General features: G+C 64.8%; 17 protein-coding genes and 2 pseudogenes. 12 read left to right on the top strand and 7 right to left on the bottom strand.

The genetic code is table 11. The features are described 5' to 3' along the window. The 3 genes from AYJ54_RS53105 to galE form a co-directional block, all read right to left on the bottom strand. A partial coding sequence (locus AYJ54_RS53105; RefSeq protein ID WP_245329239.1) for a fumarylacetoacetate hydrolase family protein occupies positions 1-288 on the bottom strand: 288 nt, incomplete at its 3' end. Positions 289-324: 36 nt separating this feature from the next. Beyond that, positions 325-2,127 carry an ABC transporter ATP-binding protein gene (locus AYJ54_RS38925; RefSeq protein ID WP_063707769.1) on the bottom strand — a complete coding sequence of 601 codons (1,803 nt, stop codon included), beginning with the start codon at positions 2,125-2,127 and terminating at the stop codon, positions 325-327. Between the two features lie 119 nt (positions 2,128-2,246). Further along, positions 2,247-3,260, bottom strand: a complete 1,014-nt coding sequence (gene galE, locus AYJ54_RS38930) for a UDP-glucose 4-epimerase GalE (RefSeq protein ID WP_063707771.1) — start codon at positions 3,258-3,260, stop codon at positions 2,247-2,249. Between the two features lie 126 nt (positions 3,261-3,386). Between galE and AYJ54_RS38935 the strand changes: the two genes are divergently transcribed. Then, the gene (locus AYJ54_RS38935) at positions 3,387-4,424 is read left to right on the top strand and encodes a glycosyltransferase family 4 protein (RefSeq protein WP_063707773.1); all 1,038 of its coding nucleotides are present in this window, start codon (positions 3,387-3,389) and stop codon (positions 4,422-4,424) included. 247 nt (positions 4,425-4,671) lie between these two features. On the opposite strand, the gene AYJ54_RS38940 is transcribed toward AYJ54_RS38935, so the two are convergent. Beyond that, positions 4,672-5,151 (bottom strand): hypothetical protein, encoded by a 480-nt coding sequence (locus AYJ54_RS38940; RefSeq protein WP_136624228.1) that lies wholly within the window; start codon positions 5,149-5,151, stop codon positions 4,672-4,674. Positions 5,152-5,334: 183 nt separating this feature from the next. Next, positions 5,335-6,396, bottom strand: coding sequence for a lipopolysaccharide heptosyltransferase II (gene waaF, locus AYJ54_RS38945; protein ID WP_063707777.1), 1,062 nt, complete (start codon positions 6,394-6,396; stop codon positions 5,335-5,337). A 172-nt stretch (positions 6,397-6,568) separates the two neighbouring features. Between waaF and rfaD the strand changes: the two genes are divergently transcribed. The 6 genes from rfaD to AYJ54_RS38975 all read left to right on the top strand — a co-directional run bounded on the left by rfaD (position 6,569) and on the right by AYJ54_RS38975 (position 14,517). Next, complete coding sequence (rfaD, locus tag AYJ54_RS38950; RefSeq protein WP_063707779.1) at positions 6,569-7,543, top strand: ADP-glyceromanno-heptose 6-epimerase; 975 nt, start codon at positions 6,569-6,571, stop codon at positions 7,541-7,543. A 23-nt stretch (positions 7,544-7,566) separates the two neighbouring features. Further along, positions 7,567-9,051, top strand: coding sequence for a D-glycero-beta-D-manno-heptose-7-phosphate kinase (rfaE1, locus tag AYJ54_RS38955; RefSeq protein ID WP_063707828.1), 1,485 nt, complete (start codon positions 7,567-7,569; stop codon positions 9,049-9,051). Next, entirely contained in the window at positions 9,048-10,337 is a 1,290-nt protein-coding gene (locus AYJ54_RS38960; RefSeq protein ID WP_063707781.1) for an O-antigen ligase family protein, read from the top strand. The genes rfaE1 and AYJ54_RS38960 overlap by 4 nt, the downstream gene beginning before the upstream one ends. 99 nt (positions 10,338-10,436) lie before the next feature. Then, positions 10,437-12,350: a nucleoside-diphosphate sugar epimerase/dehydratase gene (locus AYJ54_RS38965; protein ID WP_063707829.1), complete on the top strand. Its 1,914-nt coding sequence runs from the start codon at positions 10,437-10,439 to the stop codon at positions 12,348-12,350. 2 nt (positions 12,351-12,352) lie between these two features. Next, a complete protein-coding gene (locus tag AYJ54_RS38970) occupies positions 12,353-13,573 on the top strand; it encodes a glycosyltransferase family 4 protein (protein WP_063707783.1) in 1,221 nt (406 codons plus the stop codon). Next, a complete protein-coding gene (locus AYJ54_RS38975) occupies positions 13,570-14,517 on the top strand; it encodes an NAD-dependent epimerase/dehydratase family protein (protein ID WP_063707784.1) in 948 nt (315 codons plus the stop codon). Before AYJ54_RS38970 ends, AYJ54_RS38975 begins: the two co-directional genes overlap by 4 nt. On the opposite strand, the gene AYJ54_RS38980 is transcribed toward AYJ54_RS38975, so the two are convergent. Next, a complete protein-coding gene (locus AYJ54_RS38980; protein WP_063707786.1) occupies positions 14,505-15,512 on the bottom strand; it encodes an MraY family glycosyltransferase in 1,008 nt (335 codons plus the stop codon). The two genes, AYJ54_RS38975 and AYJ54_RS38980, sit on opposite strands and share 13 nt — an antisense overlap. Beyond that, positions 15,509-16,468, bottom strand: a complete 960-nt coding sequence (locus AYJ54_RS38985) for a lysylphosphatidylglycerol synthase transmembrane domain-containing protein (protein ID WP_063707830.1) — start codon at positions 16,466-16,468, stop codon at positions 15,509-15,511. The genes AYJ54_RS38980 and AYJ54_RS38985 overlap by 4 nt, the downstream gene beginning before the upstream one ends. 196 nt (positions 16,469-16,664) lie before the next feature. Between AYJ54_RS38985 and AYJ54_RS38990 the strand changes: the two genes are divergently transcribed. From AYJ54_RS38990 to AYJ54_RS39005, 5 genes and pseudogenes are all read left to right on the top strand, one after another. Next, positions 16,665-17,654: an NAD-dependent epimerase gene (locus AYJ54_RS38990; protein ID WP_063707788.1), complete on the top strand. Its 990-nt coding sequence runs from the start codon at positions 16,665-16,667 to the stop codon at positions 17,652-17,654. Positions 17,655-17,733: 79 nt separating this feature from the next. Then, a pseudogene (cpsB, locus tag AYJ54_RS53110) lies at positions 17,734-17,914 on the top strand (mannose-1-phosphate guanylyltransferase/mannose-6-phosphate isomerase); the annotation flags it as partial. A gap of 2 nt (positions 17,915-17,916) precedes the next feature. Beyond that, positions 17,917-19,069, top strand: a pseudogene (locus AYJ54_RS38995) (mannose-1-phosphate guanylyltransferase/mannose-6-phosphate isomerase); the annotation flags it as partial. 184 nt (positions 19,070-19,253) lie between these two features. After that, on the top strand, positions 19,254-20,258 hold the full coding sequence (locus AYJ54_RS39000; protein ID WP_063707790.1) for a Gfo/Idh/MocA family protein: 1,005 nt from the start codon (positions 19,254-19,256) through the stop codon (positions 20,256-20,258). A gap of 52 nt (positions 20,259-20,310) precedes the next feature. Next, complete coding sequence (locus AYJ54_RS39005; RefSeq protein ID WP_063707791.1) at positions 20,311-21,462, top strand: DegT/DnrJ/EryC1/StrS family aminotransferase; 1,152 nt, start codon at positions 20,311-20,313, stop codon at positions 21,460-21,462. The last annotated feature ends 184 nt before the right edge of the window (positions 21,463-21,646 follow it).

A 21,646-nucleotide genomic window follows, 5' to 3' on the forward strand; every position in this document is an offset into this window, starting at 1 on the left:
GGGAATGTTCAGCCCGCCGCTCTTCATCGCGACGATCAGCTCGACCTCGTGATGCAGGTCCTTGGTCAGCGGCGGATAGGGAATGGTGGCGCCATCGGGCACCAGCATGTCGGCGTGCTTGGCGAAGAAGAACGGCGGCGCGCGCTCGTCATTGCCCATCTCGCGGATGTGCTCGAGATAGTTGCGGCCGACGCACCAGATGCGGCGCACCGGGTAGCGGCCGCTCTCCCTGACGACGGGAAGAGACGCCTGGGGCGGGAGCGGGATGACGTAGGAGGCGGCGTTCATGAAGCGGGTCTCGCTGCTCTTGGGGTGAAAGTAATCCTAAGCGGTTGCGCTGATCGGCGCCAGGGCACCGGCGTCGTGATGTTGCAGTCGGAAGAACGAGGCGTAGCGGCCCGAGCGGCGGAGCAGCTCGTCGTGCCGGCCCTGCTCGACGATCTCGCCGCCCTCGACCACCAGGATCGCGTCGGCGTGCATGATGGTGTGCAGGCGATGCGCGATCACGATGGTGGTGCGGTTCTGGCAGAGATGCTCGATTGCCTCCTGCACCTGCTTCTCGGACTCGGAGTCGAGCGCGGCGGTGGCCTCGTCGAGCAGGATGATCGGCGCGTTCTTGATCAGCGCGCGCGCGACCGCGATGCGCTGGCGCTGGCCGCCCGAGAGCTGTGTGCCGTGCTCGCCGACCGGCGTGTCGTAGCCGAGCGGGAAGCTCATGATGAAATCATGCGCGCAGGCCGCTTTCGCCGCATCGATGATCTCGTTCTCGGTCGCGCCCGGCCGGCCGAACGCGATGTTGTTGCGGATGGTGTCGCGGAACAGATAGACGTCCTGGCCGACATAGGCGGTCTGCGCCCGCAGCGACTTGCGCGAGACCGAGGAGATCGACTGACCGTCGATCACGATGTCGCCCTGCGTCACCTCGTGGAAGCGCAAGAGCAGCGCCAGCACGGTCGACTTGCCACCGCCGGAGGGACCGACCAGCGCGGTGACCTTGCCGGGCTCGGCAGTGAAGCTCATGCGGTTGAGCACGGTCTCGCCGCTGCGGTAGGCGAAGCTGACGTCGCGCAGCTCGATCCGGGCGTCGGAGAGCTTCAGTGCCGGCTTGTCGTCGTCGGAATGCTCGCTCGCCGGACTGTCGACGACTTCGAGCAGCATGCGGGCGCCGACGAGCTGGCTGTTCAGATCGATGTTGAGCCGCGCCAACCGCTTGGCCGGCTCGGTCGCCATCAGGAAGGCGGTCATGAACGAGAAGAACTGGCCGGGCGTGGCGCCGAGCGCGACCACGCTGTAGCCACCATAGAGCAGGCAGCCGGCGACCGCGAAGCCCCCTAACATCTCCATCAGCGGGTTGGAGCGGTTGGCGACGCGGGCCATCTTGTTGGCGTTGCGCTCGACGATCGCGATGTTCTCGTCGATGCGGCTCTGCATCGTCTCTTCGAGCGTGAATGCCTTCACCGTGCGGATGCCCTGCAGCGATTCCTGCATGGTCTCCAGGATGTCGGCAGTTCCGGTGAACTGGTTAAAGGCGAGGCCCTTGATGCGCTTGACCAGCTTGCGCAGCACCAGCATCGCCGGCGGCACCGCGACGAGGCCGATGAACGACATCAGCGGATCCTGCCACACCATCACGCCGATCATGCTGAGCAGCATCAACAGGTCGCGCCCGATGGCGTTGACCAGCATGTTGAGGACGTCGGTGATGGATTTGGCGCCGGCCGTCAGCCGCGCCAGGAATTCCGAGGAGTGCCGCTCGGAGAAGAAGCCGACGCTCTCGCGCATCAGCTTGGCGAAAAGCTGCCGCTGGTTGGTGGCGAGGATGGCGTTGCTGATCTTGGTCAGGATCACCATGTGGCCGTAGGTCGCCACGCCCTTGATGAACAAGAGGATCACCGTGACGCCGGAGAGCATCGCGATGCCGGGGATGTTCTTGTCGACATAGGCCTGGTTGATGACCTGGCCGAGGACATAGGTCGCGGCCGCAGTCGATCCGGCGGCGAGCGCCATAAGCGCGAACGCGACCAGGTAGCGCCGCCAGTAGGTGATCCCCTGTTCCATGACCAGGCGGCGAATCAGGATCGCTGCCGCATAGGGATCGTCGGTGATTTTCTTTGGAAACTGGGCCATCCGTAGTCCATTGACGGCGCAGGGAAAAAGCCTGCCCGCGCGTCAGGGATCGAATGGCCTCTGTGCCCGCTAAAGCGGGGCTTTTCAAGCCCAATTAAGGGCTTGCGCCCGAATGGATTTTAGGCCGAGACGGCGTGCCGGAGCTCGCCGTGACGCTCGCGGAACAGCTTTTCCTCCCAGGCGAGCGCATGCGCCGCGATGGTCTCGAGGTCGTCGTATTGCGGCTTCCAGTCGAGCAGGCTGCGAATCCGGTTGGTGTCGGCGACCATGGTCATGATGTCGCCGGGCCGGCGCGGCGCGTACTGGACGGCGAAGCTGCGCCCGGACACGCGCCGCACGGCGTCGATGGTCTCGAGCACGGAATAGCCGCGGCCATAGCCGCAATTCAGCGTCGTGGAGGCGCCGCCGCGGCGCAAGTATGACAGTGCCGAGCGATGCGCCTGCGAGAGGTCGGTGACGTGGATGAAGTCGCGAATGCAGCTTCCGTCCTGGGTCGGATAGTCGGTGCCGAACACGTCGATCTTGGCGCGCTGGCCGGTCGCGGCCTCGACCGCGATCTTGAGCAGATGCGTGGCGCCGACGGTGGCAAGCCCGATGCGGGCCAGCGGATCGGCGCCGGCGACGTTGAAGTAGCGCAGCACGACATATTGCATGCCGTAGGCGGAGGCGACGTCGTGCAGCATGATCTCGGTCATCAGCTTCGACGAGCCGTAGGGCGAGAGCGGCCGCGTCGGCGCGTGCTCGGGCACCGGCACCTGGTCCGGATTGCCGTAGACGGCCGCGGTCGAGGAGAAGATGAAGCGGCTGATGCCGCGCTTCACCGCGACGTTGAGCAGGTTGCGCGCGGTCGTGAAGTTGTTTCGATAGTAGCCGAGCGGATCGCGCATCGAGTCCGGCACGACGACAGAGCCCGCGAAATGGATGATGCTCTCGATGTTGTGCTGGGCGATCACGCCTTCGAGCAGGTTCTCGTCGCCGGCGTCCCCGATGAACAGCGGCACGCCTTCGGGCAGATAGGCGGAGAAGCCGGTGGAGAGATCGTCGATCACGACGACGTCCTCGCCGGCTTCCGCCAGCGCCAGGACCGTGTGACTTCCGATATAACCGGCGCCGCCGGTGACTAGCACAGTCATGATCTCACCCGTCTTCGATCAACTGCCGATGCTAGCGTTTGCGCAGTGAAGAGGGGGTTTCGGCACGGCTGAACTGGTCACTATGCTTAATGTTGCGTATAGGGGACTTCCGAAACGGAGCGTGACGTGGCGAATTTCCCCGGCGATCTGCAAGTGATCGTGCCAAATCTGCACAGGCGCTATTCCGGGGTCACCGCGACCAACCGGATGGTGGCGCCGCGTCTGGCAAGACTGTTTCGCGCCGCGTGGTTCGGCTCGGACGCGCCGGAGGGGATTGCGCGGCTGAGCGTTGCCGATTTTCTGAAACTATGGCGCCGCAAGGCGCCGCTGATCTGGCATGCGCGCCGCAACAACGAGATGATCGCCGGCGTCGTGCTGCGCGCGCTCGGCTGGCCGCTAAAACTCGTCTTCACCTCGGCCGCGCAGCGGCATCATACATGGATCACGCGCTGGCTGATCCGGCGGATGGACGCGATCATCGCGACCAGCGAGATATCGGCATCATTCCTGAAAGTGAGGGCGACCGTGATTCCGCACGGTGTCGAAACCGACGTCTATGCGCCGCCGCTGGATCGCGCTGCGGCCTTCGCCGAGAGCGGTCTGCCCGGCAGCCATGCCATCGGCTGCTTCGGCCGCGTGCGCGCGCAGAAGGGCACCGATGTCTTCGTCGATGCGATGTGCCGATTGCTGCCGCACTATCCGGATTTCACCGCCGTCATCGTCGGCCAGGTCACGCCCGAGCAGCTTGCCTTTGCTGGCGATCTCAGGAAGCGGATCGAGGCCGCCGGCCTGCAATCGCGGATCGTCATCACCGGTGAGTTGCCGATCGAGGAAGTGCAGCGCTGGTACCAGCGGCTGACGATCTACGCCTTCACTTCGCGCAACGAAGGATTCGGCCTGACGCTGATTGAAGCGATGGCGGCAGGCAGCGCGCTGGTGGCTGCGCGTGCGGGGGCCGCGGAGCTCGTGGTCGAGGATGGTGTCACCGGCGTGCTGACGCCGCCCGGTGATGCCGATGCGCTTGTCGCGGCGCTCGAACCGCTGATGCGCGATCCAGCGGCCGCGACCGCTATGGGTGCGCGCGGACGGGCACGGGTACTCGAACAATTCAGCCTCGATGCGGAGGCGGCGCGGATCGGGGACGTCTATCGGCCGCTGCTCTGAACCGCCGCTTTCGCGACCGCAAACAAATCTCGAAAACAACCCCATGCAAAGTAGCCGGTGACAGCGGAATCAATGGCTTGACCGCTTGAGTGGCGTCTTACGGATTTTGCGAATCTGTTTGACGCGTCGGGCAAAACACCTGTAGACAGGCATCATCGCAAAAATCGTTGGTGCCCGCACCATCATCGGTCGCGAGCTTGGCCCGTTTGTGCGGGAGCGCCACGGGCGACGCATTCATCAACAGCAATCACTCTCGATAGGGCGTAGGCCGCAGGCCCTTGTGGGCTGGGTCGGCCGACCCATGCTCATAGGCGAACCAACCACAACCATGGCAAACGATCATCGCACATCGACCAGGATTCCACGTTTCGCGTTTCAGGAAAGACTTGAAATCGGCATCATAGCAGGCAGTACACAGATGATGCTGTGGTTCTCCGTTTGCCATTCCTTCTTTCAGCGAATAGGCGAAAATGCCAGGAGCGAGTTCAGCAAGCTGGTAACGCTGCTTATCTGCATCCCATGCTTCAAGGCGAGTCACTTCTTTTTCAAGCTTGCCTACACGTTCCAGCAGCGCAAATTGTGCCGCTTGTGCCGCGAGAATTTCCTTCTGGAGATCTATAATCGCCCGATCACGAGCGACGGTCTCGTGGATGTTCTCCAAAGCCTTGGCCATATCGAACGCGGTCTTGACAGCGCCGAGACCACTTATCGCTTCCGCAATTACCATGCTAATCCTCATCCCGTATCACGAGTATCGTAGCGATTTCACTAGTTTTTGACGAATCGACTTTTAAGTTCTTCAACTTTCTTTCTTTTTTTGCACAAGCAAAGAAGCTGCTGAGCGGGGCAGATCGCTCTAGGTGAACGCACTACCGTAAGTACGTCGGAAAAATCAGCGGCCTGACGTCGCTCAGGTCGTGCGCGCTTCTCCGAGCACCCGCTGCGCGATCGCGACGACCTCCGGGGCCGCGATATTGCGCATGCAACGATGGTCATTCATCCGGCAGATCGTGCTCTGGCAGGGTTGGCAGGACAGCACGCTTTTTTTCTGGACCACGGTCGCGGCAAGGCCGTTGAGCGGGGCCCAGAGATACGGGTTGGTCGGGCCGAAAATGCCCATGGTGGGCGTTCCCAGCGCGGCTGCGATGTGCATCAGGCCGGAATCGTTCGAGATCGCCACGCCCGCCGCCGCCATGGCCAGCGCGCCGTTACGCAGGTCGGTGCCGGTCAGGTCCCGGACCCCAGGGCCGCCCGCCGCGACGATCTCCTGGGCCAATCCTTTCTCCGCGGGCCCGCCGACCACCCAGACCTCCAGGCCCTGCTCGATCAGGAGCCGGGCGGCCTGTGGATAATAGGTCCAGCGCTTGGAGACGCCGACCGAGCCGGGGGCGAGCGCCACGGCGGCTCCTGCGCTGAGCCCGTTGGCCTGCCGCCAGCGGACAATCTCCTCGGCCGGAACCCGCAATTGCGGCACCGGCCACTCCGGCGGTAGCGGGGCGCCGTCGGGCTGGGCAAGGGCGGCGTTTTTGTCGATGAAACGGGGTAGCCGCTTCTCGCCCCAGCGCCAGCGGTTGATCAAGCCGAACCGGAACTCGCCGACGAAACCGACCCGCTCGGGGATGCCGGCCAGCGTCGGCGCGATCGCCGATTTCCAGGTCCGTGGCAGCACCAGCGCGGTCCCGTAGTTCCGTTCGCGCAGCAGCTTCGCCAGGCCGAATTGGCGGGCGACAGCGAGCCGGCTGCGCGGCAGGTCCCAGACGATCCCCTGGCGCACGCCGGGCATGTAATCGACCAGCGGGGCGCACAGGGACGTGGCCAGGAGATCGACGGGTCGATTCGGCCAGCGTTCCTTAAGAACCCTGACGACGGTATGATTCCGGACGAAATCGCCGATCCACATATAGGGAATGATCAGGATCGGGCGGGTATCGCTCCGGTCCTCATTTCCGCTAAATTGCGAATCTTGGTTCATTCGTTAATGTGGTCACGGGTGCGCTGATGTGGCAGTTCGGTTAGCCGCTCCGGGCCGGAACGTAAAGCAGGCAGCGGGCCGATCCCAAAACCGCTTACACTTTGACGGATCATGCGCTACGGCAGGACCGGGCAATCGCGCCGAGATTTGGCAATCGGGCAGGGAAGTTTGAATGTTGCTGGTGACCGGCGGGGCCGGTTTTATCGGATCGAACGTCGTCGCCGCGTTGAATGACGCCGGCCGGAGCGACGTCGTGGTCTGCGACCTCTTGGGTCGAGAGGGCAAGTGGCGCAATCTGGCCAAGCGGCAGATTGTGGATATCGTGCCCCCGGCCGAGCTGGTGCAGTGGCTGAACGGTCGCAAGCTCGACGCGCTGCTTCATCTGGGCGCCATTTCCGAGACGACAGCGATCGACGGCGATCTCGTTATCGAAGCCAATTTCCGCTTTCCGATGCGCCTGCTGGACTGGTGTGCGACAACCGCGACACCCTTCATCTACGCTTCCTCGGCAGCGACGTATGGAGATGGCACGCAGGGATTCAGTGACGATCCATCGGCGCTGAAGAACCTGCGCCCAATGAACCTCTACGGTTGGAGCAAGCACCTGTTCGATCTCGCGGTCATAGATCGCGCAGCCAGAGGCGAAAGCCTGCCGCCGCAATGGGCCGGGCTGAAATTCTTCAATGTGTTCGGCCCGAACGAGTACCACAAAGGCTCGATGATGAGCGTGCTGGCGCGCCGCTTCGACGACATCAAGGCGGGCCGCGTCGTGCAGCTGTTCAAGTCGCATCGCGAGGGCATCGCCGACGGCGATCAGCGCCGCGATTTCATCTATGTCGATGACGTCGTGCGGGTCATGATGTGGTTGCTCGCGACGCCATCGGTATCCGGCATCTTCAATGTCGGAACCGGCAAGGCGCGCAGCTTCAAGGACCTGATGCTCGCGGCCTATGCGGCGCTCGGCACCAAACCCAATATCGAATACATCGACATGCCCGAGGCGATCCGCGGCAGCTACCAGTACTTCACCCAGAGCGAGGTCGATCGTCTCTGCCGTGCCGGCTATAACGGCGGCTTCACGCCGCTCGAGGATGCGGTGAAGGCCTATGTGGGCGGCTATCTCGACCGGCCCGATCGCTTCCGCTGAGACCCAAGACCATGCAGACGTCCATGCCGACGCCCATTCTCGATTTCGATGCCCTCGCGCAAGACATTGCGCGCCGCACGGTGCTGTGCATCGGCGACATCATGCTGGACGAGTTCGTCTATGGCGAGGTGTCGCGGATTTCGCCGGAAGCCCCGGCGCCGGTGATCGCCGCGCAGCGTAGCGAGATCCACATCGGTGGCGCCGGCAACGTCGCGCGCAACGTCGCCTCGCTCGGCGGGCGCTGCATCTTCGTCGGTCTCGTCGGCGACGACGATGCCGGGAAGCGGCTCGCAGCTGCGCTGGCCGAGCAGGCCGGCATCGAAAGCGTGCTGGTGTGCGATCCGTCGCGTCCGACCACGCGAAAGGTCCGCTTCGTCTCCGAGCATTTCTCGACCCACATGCTGCGCGCGGATTGGGAGCAGCCGGCGCCGACCTCCGACGCGGTCGAGGCGAAGCTGATCGAGGCGATCCTGCCGCAGATCTCGCGCGCCGACATCGTGCTGCTCTCCGACTACGCCAAGGGCGTGCTGACCGCGCGCGTGATCCGCCACGTGATCGACGCCGCGCGAGAACTCGGCAAGCCCGTGATCGTCGATCCCAAGAGCCTCAACTGGGCGATCTATCGCGGTGCCACGCTGCTGACCCCCAATCGCAAGGAGTTTTCGGAAGCCACCCGCAGCCGCGCTGACACCACGCAGAGCATCGTGGATGCGACCGAGGACGTGATGCGGCTTGCCGATTGCGAGGCGATCCTCGTCACGCAAGGCGAGCACGGCATGACGCTGGTGCTGCGCAATGGCGAGGCGGTTCACGTTCCGGCTTATCCGGTGAAGGTGCGCGACGTTTCCGGCGCGGGCGACACCGTCGCCGCAGCGCTCGCGGTGTCGCTCGCGACGGGCGCGGACTGGGACACGGCCTTGCGGATGGCCAATGCGGCAGCCGCCGTTGCCGTCGGCAAGCAGGGCACGGCCAGCGTGAGCGCGGCCGAGCTGCGGCGCAAAATTTTGCCGCATGCCTATCTCGCGGCCGAGGAGAAGATCGTGCTCGAGCCGGGCGCGCTGGATGCGCAGCTCGCCGAATGGCGCGGGCAGGGCCAGCGGGTCGGCTTCACCAACGGCTGCTTCGACATCCTGCATCCCGGCCACGTCAAGGTGCTGACCGCCGCGCGCGCGGCCTGCGATCGCCTGGTCGTGGGTCTGAACAGCGACGCCTCGGTGCGGCGGCTGAAGGGCGCCGATCGCCCTGTCCAGGACGAGCGTGCGCGCGCCGAGGTGCTGGCCGCGCTCGAAGCCGTCGATCTCGTCGTGATCTTCGAAGAGGATACGCCGATCGACCTGATCACCCGGATCAAGCCGAGCGTGCTGGTGAAGGGCGGCGATTACACCCGCGAACAGGTCGTCGGCCATGAGGTCGTGGAGGCCGCGGGCGGCAGGGTCGTCCTGGTCGATATCCTGCAAGGCTTCAGCACGACGGCGCTGGTCCATCGCGCGCGGGGAGGGGGCAAGTGACGGTGCTCGCACGAGATGAATCGAAGGGCGCGATGCTGCTGCGGCGCTTGCGCAGTCCGGCGGCCTGGGCCGAGACGGTCGACGTGTTTGCGGTCCTGACCGCGGCCTCGCTGCCCTGGTCGACATCGCTCGCGGGGATATTCAACGCCCTGCTGCTGGTCTGCATGGTGCCGTTTCTCGATCTGCGCGCGTTCCTGCAATCCCTGAAGCGTCCGATCTGCGCGGCGCCGATCGCGCTGTTCTTGCTCGCTCTGGTAGGGACGCTGTGGTCGGATGCGGCCTGGGGCGCGCGCCTCTATGCGGTCAATCCGACGGTCAAGCTGCTCGTGCTTCCGGTCCTGCTCTATCATTTCGAGCGCTCGTCGCGCGGGCACTGGGTGTTGATCGGCTTCCTGGCGTCCTGCGCGCTGTTGTCGGTGATGTCCTGGCTGGTTGCCTTCTACCCGAACTTCACGCTCAAACCCGACCACCTCGAGCGCGGCATCTTCGTCAAGAACTACATTGACCAGAGCCAGGAATTCACGCTGTGCGCAGTCGCGCTCGCCTATCCCATCGTGATGCTGCTGCGAGAGAAGCGGTACTGGCTCGCCGGGCTGCTGACGGCGCTTGCGCTGAGCTTCTTCGTCAACATGGCGTTCGTGGTGGTATCGCGCACCGCGCTCGTCACCATTCCGATCATGTTCGGCGTGTTCGCGCTGCTTCACCTGAGGTGGCGCAGCATCGCGATCATCTTCGCCGCCCTGCTCGCCGGGGCAGCTCTCGCCTGGCAGGCCTCGCCGCAACTGCGCAAGACCGCCGATACCTTCGCCAGCGACTACACGCGCTATAAGGAGAAGGGCGAGCCCACCTCGCTCGGACTGCGGCTCGAATTCTGGCGGAAATCCCTCGGCTTCTTCGCGGAGGCGCCGATCAAGGGGCACGGCACGGGCTCGACGCGCGGATTGTTCGAGCAGGTCGCCACGCCCAGTGGCCACTACCAGGCTTCCGCCGAGGTGATCGGCAATCCGCATAACCAGACGCTGAACGTTGCCGTGCAGTGGGGCATCATCGGCGTCGTCATTCTCTACGCGATCTGGCTCCTGCATCTTCTCCTGTTTCGCGGCGACGGACTTGCCAACTGGATCGGACTATTGGTCGTGGTCCAGAATATCTTCACCTCGCTCTTCAACTCCCATCTGTTCGATTTCCACGAGGGCTGGATGTATGTCCTCGGCGTCGGCGTTGCCGGCGGCATGGTCATCGGAGCGCGGCGCGGTGCGCCGAAGGTGGGGGAAGCCGGTTCCTGACCCGCCGCGCTGCTGGCCAGTCTTATGCTGGCAAGTCCTGCCGAGATGGGCTATCAGCGCGGTCAGGTTGCATCAAACTGGATATTCATCGGTCGGCGGATGACGCGTCTTTCGCATCTTACCTTGCGCAATTTCCTGATCGCGCTCCACGACCTCCTGGCCACCACGGCGGCGCTGTTCGTCGCCTTCTACCTGCGCTTCGAGGGCGGTGAGGGCTTTTTCGACCGTCTGCCGCTGCTGTTCCAGATCCTGCCCTATTTCCTCGCCTTCAGCGTGGTCGTGTTCTTCGTCTCCAACCTGACCACGACGAAGTGGCGCTTCATTTCGCTGCCCGATGCGCTGAACATCATCCGGGTCGCGACCGTGCTGACGGTCGCACTGCTGGTTCTCGACTACATCTTCGTCGCTCCCAACGTCCGTGGTGCCTTCTTTCTCGGCAAGGTCACGATCGTCCTCTACTGGTTCCTCGAGATCTCGTTTCTCTGCGCGCTGCGCCTCGCCTATCGCTACTTCCGCTATACCCGCGTGCGGCGCCATGCCCGGATCGAGGACGCCGCGCCGACGCTGCTGATCGGCCGCGCCGCAGACGCCGAGGTGCTTCTGCGCGGCATCGAGAGCGGCGCCATCAAGCACATCTGGCCGGTCGGCGTGCTGTCGCCCTCGAGCTCCGATCAAGGCCAACTCATCCGCAACGTGCCGGTGCTGGGCGGCGTCGACGACATCGAGGACGTCATTGGCGACTTCGCCAAGCGCAACAAGGCGATCGCCCGCCTCGTGATGACGCAGTCCGCCTTCGAGCCTGAGGCTCACCCGGAATCGGTGCTGATGCGGGCGCGCAAGCTTGGCGTGATCGTCAACCGCATGCCCTCGCTCGAGAGCGGCGACACGCCGCGGCTCACCGCGGTTGCGGTCGAGGATCTCCTGTTGCGGCCGAGCGAGAAGATCGACTACGCGCGCCTGGAAGCCCTGATCAGGGGCAAGGCCGTGATCGTCACCGGCGGCGGCGGTTCGATCGGTTCCGAAATCTGCGAGCGCGTCGTCGCCTTCGGCGCCGCGCGGCTCCTGGTCGTCGAGAATTCCGAGCCCGCGCTCTACGCGGTCACCGAAGCGCTCGCGGCCCATGGCGCCGCGGCGACGATCGAGGGGCGGATCGCCGATATCCGCGACCGCGAACGCATCATGCGCCTGATGGCCGAGTTCAAGCCGGACATCGTGTTCCATGCCGCCGCGCTCAAGCACGTGCCGATCCTCGAACGCGACTGGAGCGAGGGGGTCAAGACTAACATCTTCGGTTCGATCAACGTGGCCGATGCGGCGCTTGCCGCCGGAGCCGAAGCCATGGTGATGATCTCGACCGACAAGGCAATCGAGCCGGTGTCGATGCTCGGCCTGACCAAGCGCTTCGCCGAAATGTACTGCCAGGCGCTCGATCACGATCTCGCGGCTGAAGCCGGCGGCTCCAAGCCGCCGATGCGGTTGATCTCGGTTCGCTTCGGCAACGTGCTGGCCTCGAACGGCTCGGTGGTGCCGAAGTTCAAGGCCCAGATCGAGGCCGGCGGTCCGGTGACGGTCACCCATCCCGACATGGTCCGTTACTTCATGACCATCCGCGAAGCCTGCGATCTCGTCATCACGGCTGCGACGCACGCGCTCGGCGCGCAGCATTCGGACGTGTCCGTCTACGTGCTCAACATGGGCCAGCCGGTCAAGATCGTCGATCTCGCCGAGCGCATGATCAGGCTGTCCGGCCTGCAGCCCGGCTACGACATCGAGATCGTGTTCACGGGGATGCGGCCGGGCGAGCGCTTGCACGAGATCCTGTTCGCGTCCGAAGAACCCACCGCGGAGATCGGCGTCGCCGGCATCATGGCCGCGCAGCCGAACGAGCCGCCGATGCAGACGCTGCGCAAATGGATCACCGCGCTCGAACAGGCGATCGCGCGGGACGATCGGGCCACCATCAGGACCATCCTGAAGGACGCAGTTCCCGAATTCGGGTCGACTGCGGCCTGACCATGCAATCGCTTGGCAAGATCGTCGTCGCGAGCCAGCATTATCCGCCGGATCCGAGCACGACGGCGGCGATCATGGCGGAGATTGCCTGCCGCCTCGCCGAGGGACACGAGGTCGTCGTGTTGTCGGGCTCGCCCGGCGAGTTGCCGGCCTCGCAGACCGGTCCGGGCAAGCCGCGCGTCGTCTTCATCAAGAACCGGATAGCGGGAAAGGCGGCGCTGAAGCGGCGCGCTGCGGCCGAGCTTCTGTTTGCGATGCGCACTTTCTTCGCGCTGATTCGGGAGCTGCGACGCGGCGACGTCGCGCTCACGGTGACCGCGCCGTTCATGCTGCCCTATGCGGTGGCGGCGGCTGCGAGGCTCAAGGGCGCGCGCTCGGCGCTGATCATGCACGACCTCTTTCCCGACGTCCTCGTCATGGCGGGCATCCTGAATCCCGGCTCGATCGTGACCAGGACGATCCGCGTCGCCAACGCACTGATGTTTCGGGCGCTCAACGCCGTCATCACCATCGGTCGTGATGCGGAACGACCGCTGCTCAGCTACCGGGGCATGACGCGGAACAAGATCCGCTTCATTCCGAACTGGGCGACGCTCGTGCCGGCTCCGCGCCCCCTGACATCGGACAATCCGTTCCGCCGGGCGCTGCCGGTCCGCTTCGTCGTCGGCCTGTCGGGCAATCTCGGCTTCACGCATGATCCGGAGATCGTGTTCGCGGCGGCGCGCCTGTTGAAGGACGAGGCGGACATTCACTTCCTCCTCTCCGGCTGGGGTATCGGCTTCGAGCGGTTGAAGCAGTTGCAGGCTGATGCGAAGCTGCCGAATGTCAGCTTCGTGGCGCGTGTCGAGGATGAACAGCTCGAGGCGTTTCTGGCGGCCGCCGACCTCTGGATCATTCCGTACCTGAAGAACGTCGCGGGGGTTTCGGTGCCGAGCAGGTTCTACAATCTGCTGGCGGTCGGCCGTCCGGTCGTGCTTGTCTCCGAGCCGGAGGCCGAGGCGGCGTTGACGGTAGTGGAGAACGGTCTCGGCTGGGTCGTGACACCGGGCCGGGCCGATCAGCTTGCTGACGCGATCCGCGCGGCGTCCCGCTCCGACCAGGGCGCCATCGCGGCGCGCGCGGTGAAGGCTGCTGCGAGGTTCGATCGCGCCACTGCGATGGACGCCTATGCCGGCCTGATCGACGAATTATTGCGCAACCCGGAGCTGGCGGAACAACGATGAGCCAACGCAAACCAGTCGTGCTGGTGACAGGAGCGAGCGGTTTCGTTGGCCGTCATGTTGCGCCTGCCCTCGTGCGCGAGGGATGGGCGGTCCGTCGCGCGGTTCGCAGCCCGGAAGGGATCGACGATGAGGTCGTCATCGAGTCGATCGGTCCCGAGACCGACTGGCAGGCCGCGCTCGCCGGCGTCGACGCCGTCGTTCATCTGGCCGCGCGCGTGCATCACAAGCACGAGGAGCATGCGGTCCAGCTCTACCGCAACGTCAACATCGCCGGCACGCTGCACCTGGCGCGTAGCGCGGCGATGGCCGGCGTGCGCCAGTTCATCTTCGTCAGCACGGTTCTCGTGCATGGCCGCAGCAACGACGGCCGCGCCCCGTTCAGCGAGGACGACATCCTCACGCCCCGCGGCCTCTACGGCATGTCGAAGGCGGCGGCCGAGGCGGGGCTCAGGACGCTGGCACGCGACAGCACGATGAAGATTTCGGTGATAAGGCCGCCGCTGGTCTATGGCGCGGGCGCCAAGGGGAACTTTGCGCTGCTGACGCGTGCGGTGAGTCTGGGGCTGCCGCTGCCCTTTGCCGAGATCCACAATCAGCGCGCCTTCCTTGCCGTGCAAAACCTGTCGTCGTTCATCCTGCGGCGCCTCACCCATCCTGACCCCGCGAGCAATTTCGAGATTTTTCTCGTGGCCGACGGGGAACAGGTCTCGACGCCCGAATTCATCGAGCGTCTGGCCCGGGCCTCCGGCAAGAAACCGCGCCTGTTCCGCATGCCGCCGGAGCTGTTGAGCTCGCTGCTCGGCATCGTCGGCCGGCAGGATACGCATGACAGCCTGATCGGTTCGCTCGAACTCAACGTCTCCAAGGCGATCGCGACCGGGTGGCAGCCGCAGGTCTCGCTCGATGAGGGCTTGCGGCTGGCCTTGTCGACTCAGGGCGTTTGACGACGGGAGAACCGCCACAGGACGAGGCCGATCGCGATTGCTCCCGCAAGCAACGCGAGCGCCGTGATCGTCGCCGAGCCGGCGCGGACCGTGATGATGGCGAGCAGCGCGAGCACGAGATTGAGCGCGAACACCTCGCCGATCACCCGAGGAACGGTGAAGCCGTTGTCGGTGGCGCGTTGATAGAAGTGCGTGCGATGCGCCGACCAGAATTGTTCGCGCCGGGCGATGCGCCGAAACAGCGTGACGGTGGAATCGACGAGATAGTAGGCGGGCAGCAGCAGCGCCGCGGCCGGCTGCTGGTGCCAGGCAAGCTCCAGCAGGCACCAGCCGAGCAATAGTCCGATCGGCAGGCTGCCGACGTCGCCCAGGAAGACCTTGGCGACCGGACGATTGAAGGGTGCAAAGCCGAGCGTCGCTCCGCACAGTGCCGTGGCGATCAGCGCGGCCGGCCAGGACAGCTCGCCGAGCCATCCGAGCAGCATCAGCGCCGCGGTGACCGGCACCACCTCCGCCACCGTCATCAGATCGAGCCCGTCCATGAAGTTGACGAGGTTCACGAACCACACACCGGCGAGCACGATCAGGCCGCGCTCCAGCACGAGCGGCAAGGCCGGCACGATGCGCGAGTTCTCGGGCGACGTGAACACGACGGCTCCGACGGCCGCGGCTTGCAGCACCAATCGCAGCAGCACCGGCAGCGACATGATGTCGTCGGCAAACCCGACCAGTGCGATCAACACCGTCGCGGCCACCAGCGCCGGCGGGATCGCCACGTTCGCCCACGCCGCCCAGAGCGATGCGACCAGCAGCGTTGCGGCGATCACCGCGATGCCCGCGCCCTGAGGGGTCGGGATGCGATGGGAGGAACGCGCGTTGGGCCTCGCCAGGGCATAGCGCTGGAGCAGGGGACGACTCGTCCAGGTGATGACGGCCGATATCAGCCCGGCGATCGCGGCGCCGAGCAATGACAGAACGACGGCGGGCGCGGTCACTCCGGCACCTCGATCGGTGCCGATCCCTGCGCGGCCTTTTCCGCGCTGAAGATCCAGACCAGTCCGCCGATTGCGCCGACGATGAAAGATACCGCGCCGAACAGCAGCGAAATATTGACGCCCTCATTGGCCGCCAAGCCAGCGAAGCCGAAGGCCAGGCCCATGGTCGCCTCGCGCACGCCCCAGCCAGCGATCGAGATCGGCATCAGGGTGATCAGCATGACCGGGGGGACCAGGAGGAAGACCTGGCCGAAGCTGACCGGCGCGGCGATCGACTGCACCACGCACCAGGCGATGACGACGGCGAGCACGTGAATGAGGAGCGACAGGATCGCAACAATCGGTCCGCGGGAGCGGTTGAAGATCACACGGTTCGCGATCACGGCGCAGGCGTGGATGTGGTGGGTGGCCCACCAGGTCTTCAGCCACGACCATTTCAGCGCGCCGAAGATCAGGAAGCCGACGCCGCCGGCGAGTGCCGCGAGGTCGACGAGCAGCAGCGCCGAACGCCCATGCGGATCGGTGATGAGGCGGTAGCTCCATGGCAGGCTTGCGACGATGACGATCGCAAGCGCAACCAGTCCGATCGCGCGATCAACGAAGATCGAGTAGGTCGCCGCACGCCATCCGGCGCCGGCGCGCGCGACGAGCCAAAGCCGGACGGCATCGCCGCCGATCGCGGAGGGCAGGGTCTGGTTGAAGAACGAGCCGATCACGTTGTAGCGCATGGCCCGGCCGAGCTCGAGCGGCGCGCCGCACTCGGCGCTGATCTCGCGCCAGCGCAGCACGCCGACGAAGATCTGCAGGAACGTGACCGCGATCGCCATGCCGATCCAGAACAGGCTGGTCACGGTGAACCGCGAAAACAGTTCGGACGGGTTGACCTTGCGCAGCGCCAGATAGAGCAGCGCTGCGGAAATCACGATCTTGGCCGTCGATAGCAGGATTCGGCGCATCTCGCCCGCATGAACAGGGTTTGCGAAGGTTGAAGTCACCCGACGCGAGGCGCCGAATTTGGCCGCTTTGGTATGGTTTTGGCGCCGATCTTGCAATAGCTCATAACGAGAGCAGTCAGGGCTATTGCGACCCCCTCGACGCAGCGGGTAAAGAAGCGCCCAATGCGGGTGCCGCGAACCACGCCTTGGGAACAGGATGACGGATCAGGCAATTTTGGTCACGGGGGCCGCCGGTTTCATCGGCTTTCACGTCGCCCGGCAGCTCCTGGCCGAGGGCCGGCCCGTCGTCGGGCTGGACAATCTCAACAGCTATTACGATCCGGCGCTGAAACGGGCGCGGCTTGAGCTTTTGCGGAACGGTCGCGGCTTCTCGTTTGTGCAGGCTGATCTGGCGAACCGCGAGGCGGTCGCGGCGCTGTTCGCGCAGCACCGGTTCGCGACCGTCGTGCATCTCGCAGCCCAGGCCGGCGTGCGCTATTCGATCGAGCATCCGCATACTTACGTCGATTCCAATCTCCAGGGCTTTCTCAACGTGCTCGAAGGCTGCCGGAACAACGGCTGTCGTCATCTCGTCTACGCTTCGTCATCCTCCGTTTACGGCGCCAACACAAAACTGCCATTTGCAGTGGAGGACCGCACGGATCATCCCGTCAGCTTCTACGCCGCGACCAAGAAAGCCAATGAGTTGATGGCGCAGTCCTACAGCCATCTCTACCGGTTGCCGGTCACGGGCCTGCGCTTCTTTACCATATACGGTCCGTGGGGACGGCCCGATATGGCCATGTTTCTGTTTGTGAATGCGATTGTCGAGGGCAGGCCGATCCGGCTCTTTAACCATGGCAGGATGCGGCGCGACTTTACCTATATTGACGACGTGACCCGTGTAGTATCCAAGCTCATCGATCGCGCGCCTGTGGATAACCCGGCTGCCGCAAATGCGCCGTCTCGCGTCTACAATGTCGGCAACAACCATCCGGAAGAGCTGATGCATGTCGTCGGACTTCTGGAGCGGGAGCTGGGTCGGACGGCGATCAAAGAATTGCTGCCGATGCAGCCGGGAGACGTGCTGGAAACGTTCGCGGATGTCGAGGATTTGATGCGCGACACCGGCTTTGCGCCGTCAACGCCGATCGAGCATGGAGTCCGCAATTTTGTCACCTGGTATCGGGACCACTTCAAGGTTTGAAATGACGATGGACAAACGCATTATCCCGCTGATCATGTGCGGCGGTGCAGGCACGCGGCTGTGGCCGGCTTCGCGCGAGGTGCGGCCGAAGCAATTCTTGCCGTTGTTCGGCACGCGCTCGACCTTCCAGGACACGCTGCTGCGGGTCTCTGACGCGTCGCTGTTCGATCGTCCGATCGTCATCACCAACGCGTCCTACCGCTTCATGGTGCTCGAGCAGCTTGCCGAGATCGGCATCGAGGCTGACGTCATCCTCGAGCNNGCGGGACTCCGGGCCCGCGATCGCTGCGGGCGCCGTCTTTGCGCAGAGCCGCGACAATCACGCGATCGTGCTCGCGCTCGCGGCCGACCACGTGGTGCAGGACAATGCCGCCTTCGTCGCTGCGTGCCGCGAAGGCCTCACGGCTGCGAGTGCTGGGCGCATCGTCACCTTCGGCGTCAAGCCGGAGCGGCCGGCGACCGAATACGGCTACATCAGCCCGGGCGAAGCGATCTCCGGCGAGGTGCACGCGGTCGCGCGTTTTGTCGAGAAGCCGGACGCCGTGAAGGCGGCCGACTACGTCAATTCGGGCTATCTCTGGAACAGCGGCAACTTCATGTTCCCCGCAGCCGTGCTGCTCGACGAGTACCGCAGGGTGGACGCCGCGAGCGTGCAGGCGGTCTCCGATGCGGTCGCCAATGCGGGCCGCGATCTCGGCTTCGTGACCCTTGAGCCCCAGGCATTCGGCTCGGCGAAGGCGATCTCGATCGACTACGCGGTCATGGAGAAAACATCGCGCGCCGCGGTGGTGCCGGTGTCCTGCGGCTGGTCCGACGTCGGCTCCTGGCACGCGGTGTGGGAGTTGTCTGAGAAGGATGCGCAGGGCAATGCCGCGCACGGCACCGCCGTGTTCGAGGACTCCCGCAACTGCAACGTCACGACCGATCAGGCGCTGGTCGCACTCGAAGGCGTCGATGATCTCGTCGTGGTGGCGACGGCGGACGCGGTCCTGGTCTCGCGCCAGAAGGACGCCAACGGCCTGAAGCGCCTGGTGACGAAGCTCAAGACCGTCGCGCCGAAAGTCACCGAGGAGCACCTCAAGGTGCACCGTCCCTGGGGCAGCTACCAGTCCGTCGACAATGGCGCGCGCCACCAGGTCAAGCGCATCGTGGTGAAGCCGGGCGGCCGCCTGTCGCTCCAGAAGCACCACCATCGTGCCGAGCACTGGATCGTGGTCCGCGGTGCGGCCCGCGTCACGGTGAACGAGACCGTGAAGACGGTGCATGAGAACGAGTCGATCTACATCCCGATGGGCGCCGTCCATCGGATGGAAAACCCCGGTAAAATCATGCTGGAGCTGATCGAGGTCCAGACCGGCAGCTATCTCGGGGAAGACGACATCATCCGGATTGAAGACGACTATCAAAGGTCGTAACCAGCAGGCTCCGAATCACGTGATCCGGGCCGAAATAGCGGCATCCTCAGCCGCTTAAGGCCCGGAGATCGTGTAACTTTTTGAATCAAATCGTGTCCGGACGGCTATCTCGGCATTCGCCACAAATGTGGCGTCCGTGCTAGGAGAGGCGCTGGGGATTTGCATTGAATCGGGGTTCGATCAGATGAGTTCCAAAGGCTCTGCACCGGCAAAGGCCGGTTTGCGCGTTGGCGTCATTGGCGCCGGCGTGATGGGCAGCAACCATGCGCGCGTGCTCGCGGGCCTTCCCGGCGTCAGCCTGGTCGGCGTCGTCGATCCCTCGACGGCGCATCGGACGCGCGCGACCGAGCTGACCAATTGCAACAGCTTCGAGACGCTCGACCAGCTCTTTGCCGAGGGAGTCGATGCCGTCACCATCGCGGCGCCGACGCATCTGCATCACGAGATCGCGCTCGCCTGCATCGCGAAGAACATCAACGTGCTGGTCGAGAAGCCGATTGCATCCACGGTGGAGGAGGGGCGCGAGATCGTCGCTGCCGCGCAAAAGGCCGGCGTGACGTTGATGATCGGCCACGTCGAGCGCTTCAATCCGGCGGTCGCCGCGGTCAAGCAGGCGATCGAGGGCGAGGACATCCTGTCGATCGCGATCACGCGCGTTGGTCCGTTCCCGCCGCGCATGTCGAACGTCGGTGTGGTCATCGATCTCGCCGTGCATGACATCGACCTGATCCGCTGGTTCACCGAATCCGACATCGTCGAGGTGCAGCCGCAATTGTCGAGCGCGGTCGCTGAGCGCGAGGACATCGCGCTGTTGCAATTCCGCACCGCCTCCGGCGTGCTCGCCCACATCAACACCAACTGGTTGACGCCGTTCAAGGCGCGCAGCGTCACGGTCGCGACCCGCGGCAAATACGTGATGGGCGACCTCTTGACCCGCCAGGTGACCGAATGTTTCGGCTTCAAGCCGGACGGCAGCTATTCGATGCGGCATCTGCCGGTCGGCCATGACGAGCCGCTGCGCGCCGAGCTGATCGCGTTCCTCAACGCCGTCCGCCATGGCGAGACGCCGGCGGTGACCGGCGATGAGGGCGTTGCCAGCCTCGAGATTGCCACGCGCTGCCTGGAAACGCCGTCGCGGCCGGCAGCCGTATCGCCGGCCCGCAAGGGCCCGCGCCGCGTTGCCGGCTGATTCCTCTCACGTGTCGGCCGTTCAAAACTTGCAAGAAAATCGACAAGGCGCCATGAACCAGCATCTGCGTTCCGATCCCATTCCGTTCATCGATATCGGCGCGCAGCGCCGCAGGCTCGGTTCCGCCATCGACGACGCCGTTGGCCGCGTTCTCTCCCACTGCCAGTTTGTCAACGGGCCTGAGGTCTTCGAGCTCGAGGCGCAGCTTGCGGCCTATTGCGGGGCCAAGCATGTGGTGAGCTGCGCCAGCGGCACCGACGCGATTCTGATGGTGCTGATGGCGAAGAATGTCGGGCCCGGCGATGCTGTACTGTGTCCGTCGTTCACCTTCATCGCAACCGCTTCGCCGGTGGCGCGGACCGGCGCTACGCCGATCTACGTCGATGTCGACGAAGCGACCTTCAACATGAGCGCCGAGGCCTTGAAGCGCGGCATCGCCACCGCCCGGAAGGCCGGCCTGAAACCTGTCGCGATCATTCCGGTCGATCTGTTCGGACAGCCCGCCGATCACGACGCCATCGCCGAGATCGCGAAGGCCGAAGGTCTGTTCGTGCTCGATGACGCCGCACAAGGTTTTGGCGCGAGCTACAAGGGCCGCAAGCTCGGCACCCTGGCGCTGGCCACCGCGACCAGCTTCTTCCCGGCAAAGCCACTCGGCTGCTTCGGCGACGGCGGCGCGATCTTCACCGATGACGACGAGCTCGCCGCCACGCTGCGCAGTATCCGCGTGCACGGGCAGGGCGTGGACAAATACGACAACGTGCGGCTCGGGTTGACCGGCCGGCTCGATACCATGCAGGCCGCGATCCTGATCGAGAAGCTGAAGATTTTCGACGACGAGATCGCCGCCCGCAACAGGGTTGCGGAACGCTATGCACGCGGCCTGTCCAATGTCGTCGCCGTGCCGCGCCTTGCGCCGGGCTGCACCTCGGTCTGGGCGCAGTACACCATCCGCCTGCCGAAGGGGACCGACCGCGACGGCTTCGCGGCCGCTCTGAAGGCCCAGGGGGTGCCGACCGCGATCTATTATGGGAAGTCGATGCATCAGCAGACCGCTTACAAGCAGTATCCGGTCGCGGAGGGGGGCCTGCCGGTCTGCGAGAGCCTTTCGCAGGACGTCATCAGCCTGCCGATGCACGCCTATCTCGACGAGGCCGCCCAGGAGCGAATCATCGCCGCCGTGCGCGGCGCGGTTTCAACCTGATTTCGCCGTTTTGCCGCTCACCTCTCCCGTAGGGAGAGGTCGGATCGCATCGCAGATGCGATCCGGGTGAGGGGTTACAGCCTCACTGAACGCCGCGGCCCCTCACCCGAATTGCACTGGACGATGCTTCGCATCGCCAGACGCAATCCGACCTCTCCCCGCTGGGGAGAGGTGAACGGCCGAG

Origin of the sequence: Bradyrhizobium centrolobii (genome assembly GCF_001641635.1) — a bacterium.
Classification (GTDB): domain Bacteria; phylum Pseudomonadota; class Alphaproteobacteria; order Rhizobiales; family Xanthobacteraceae; genus Bradyrhizobium; species Bradyrhizobium centrolobii.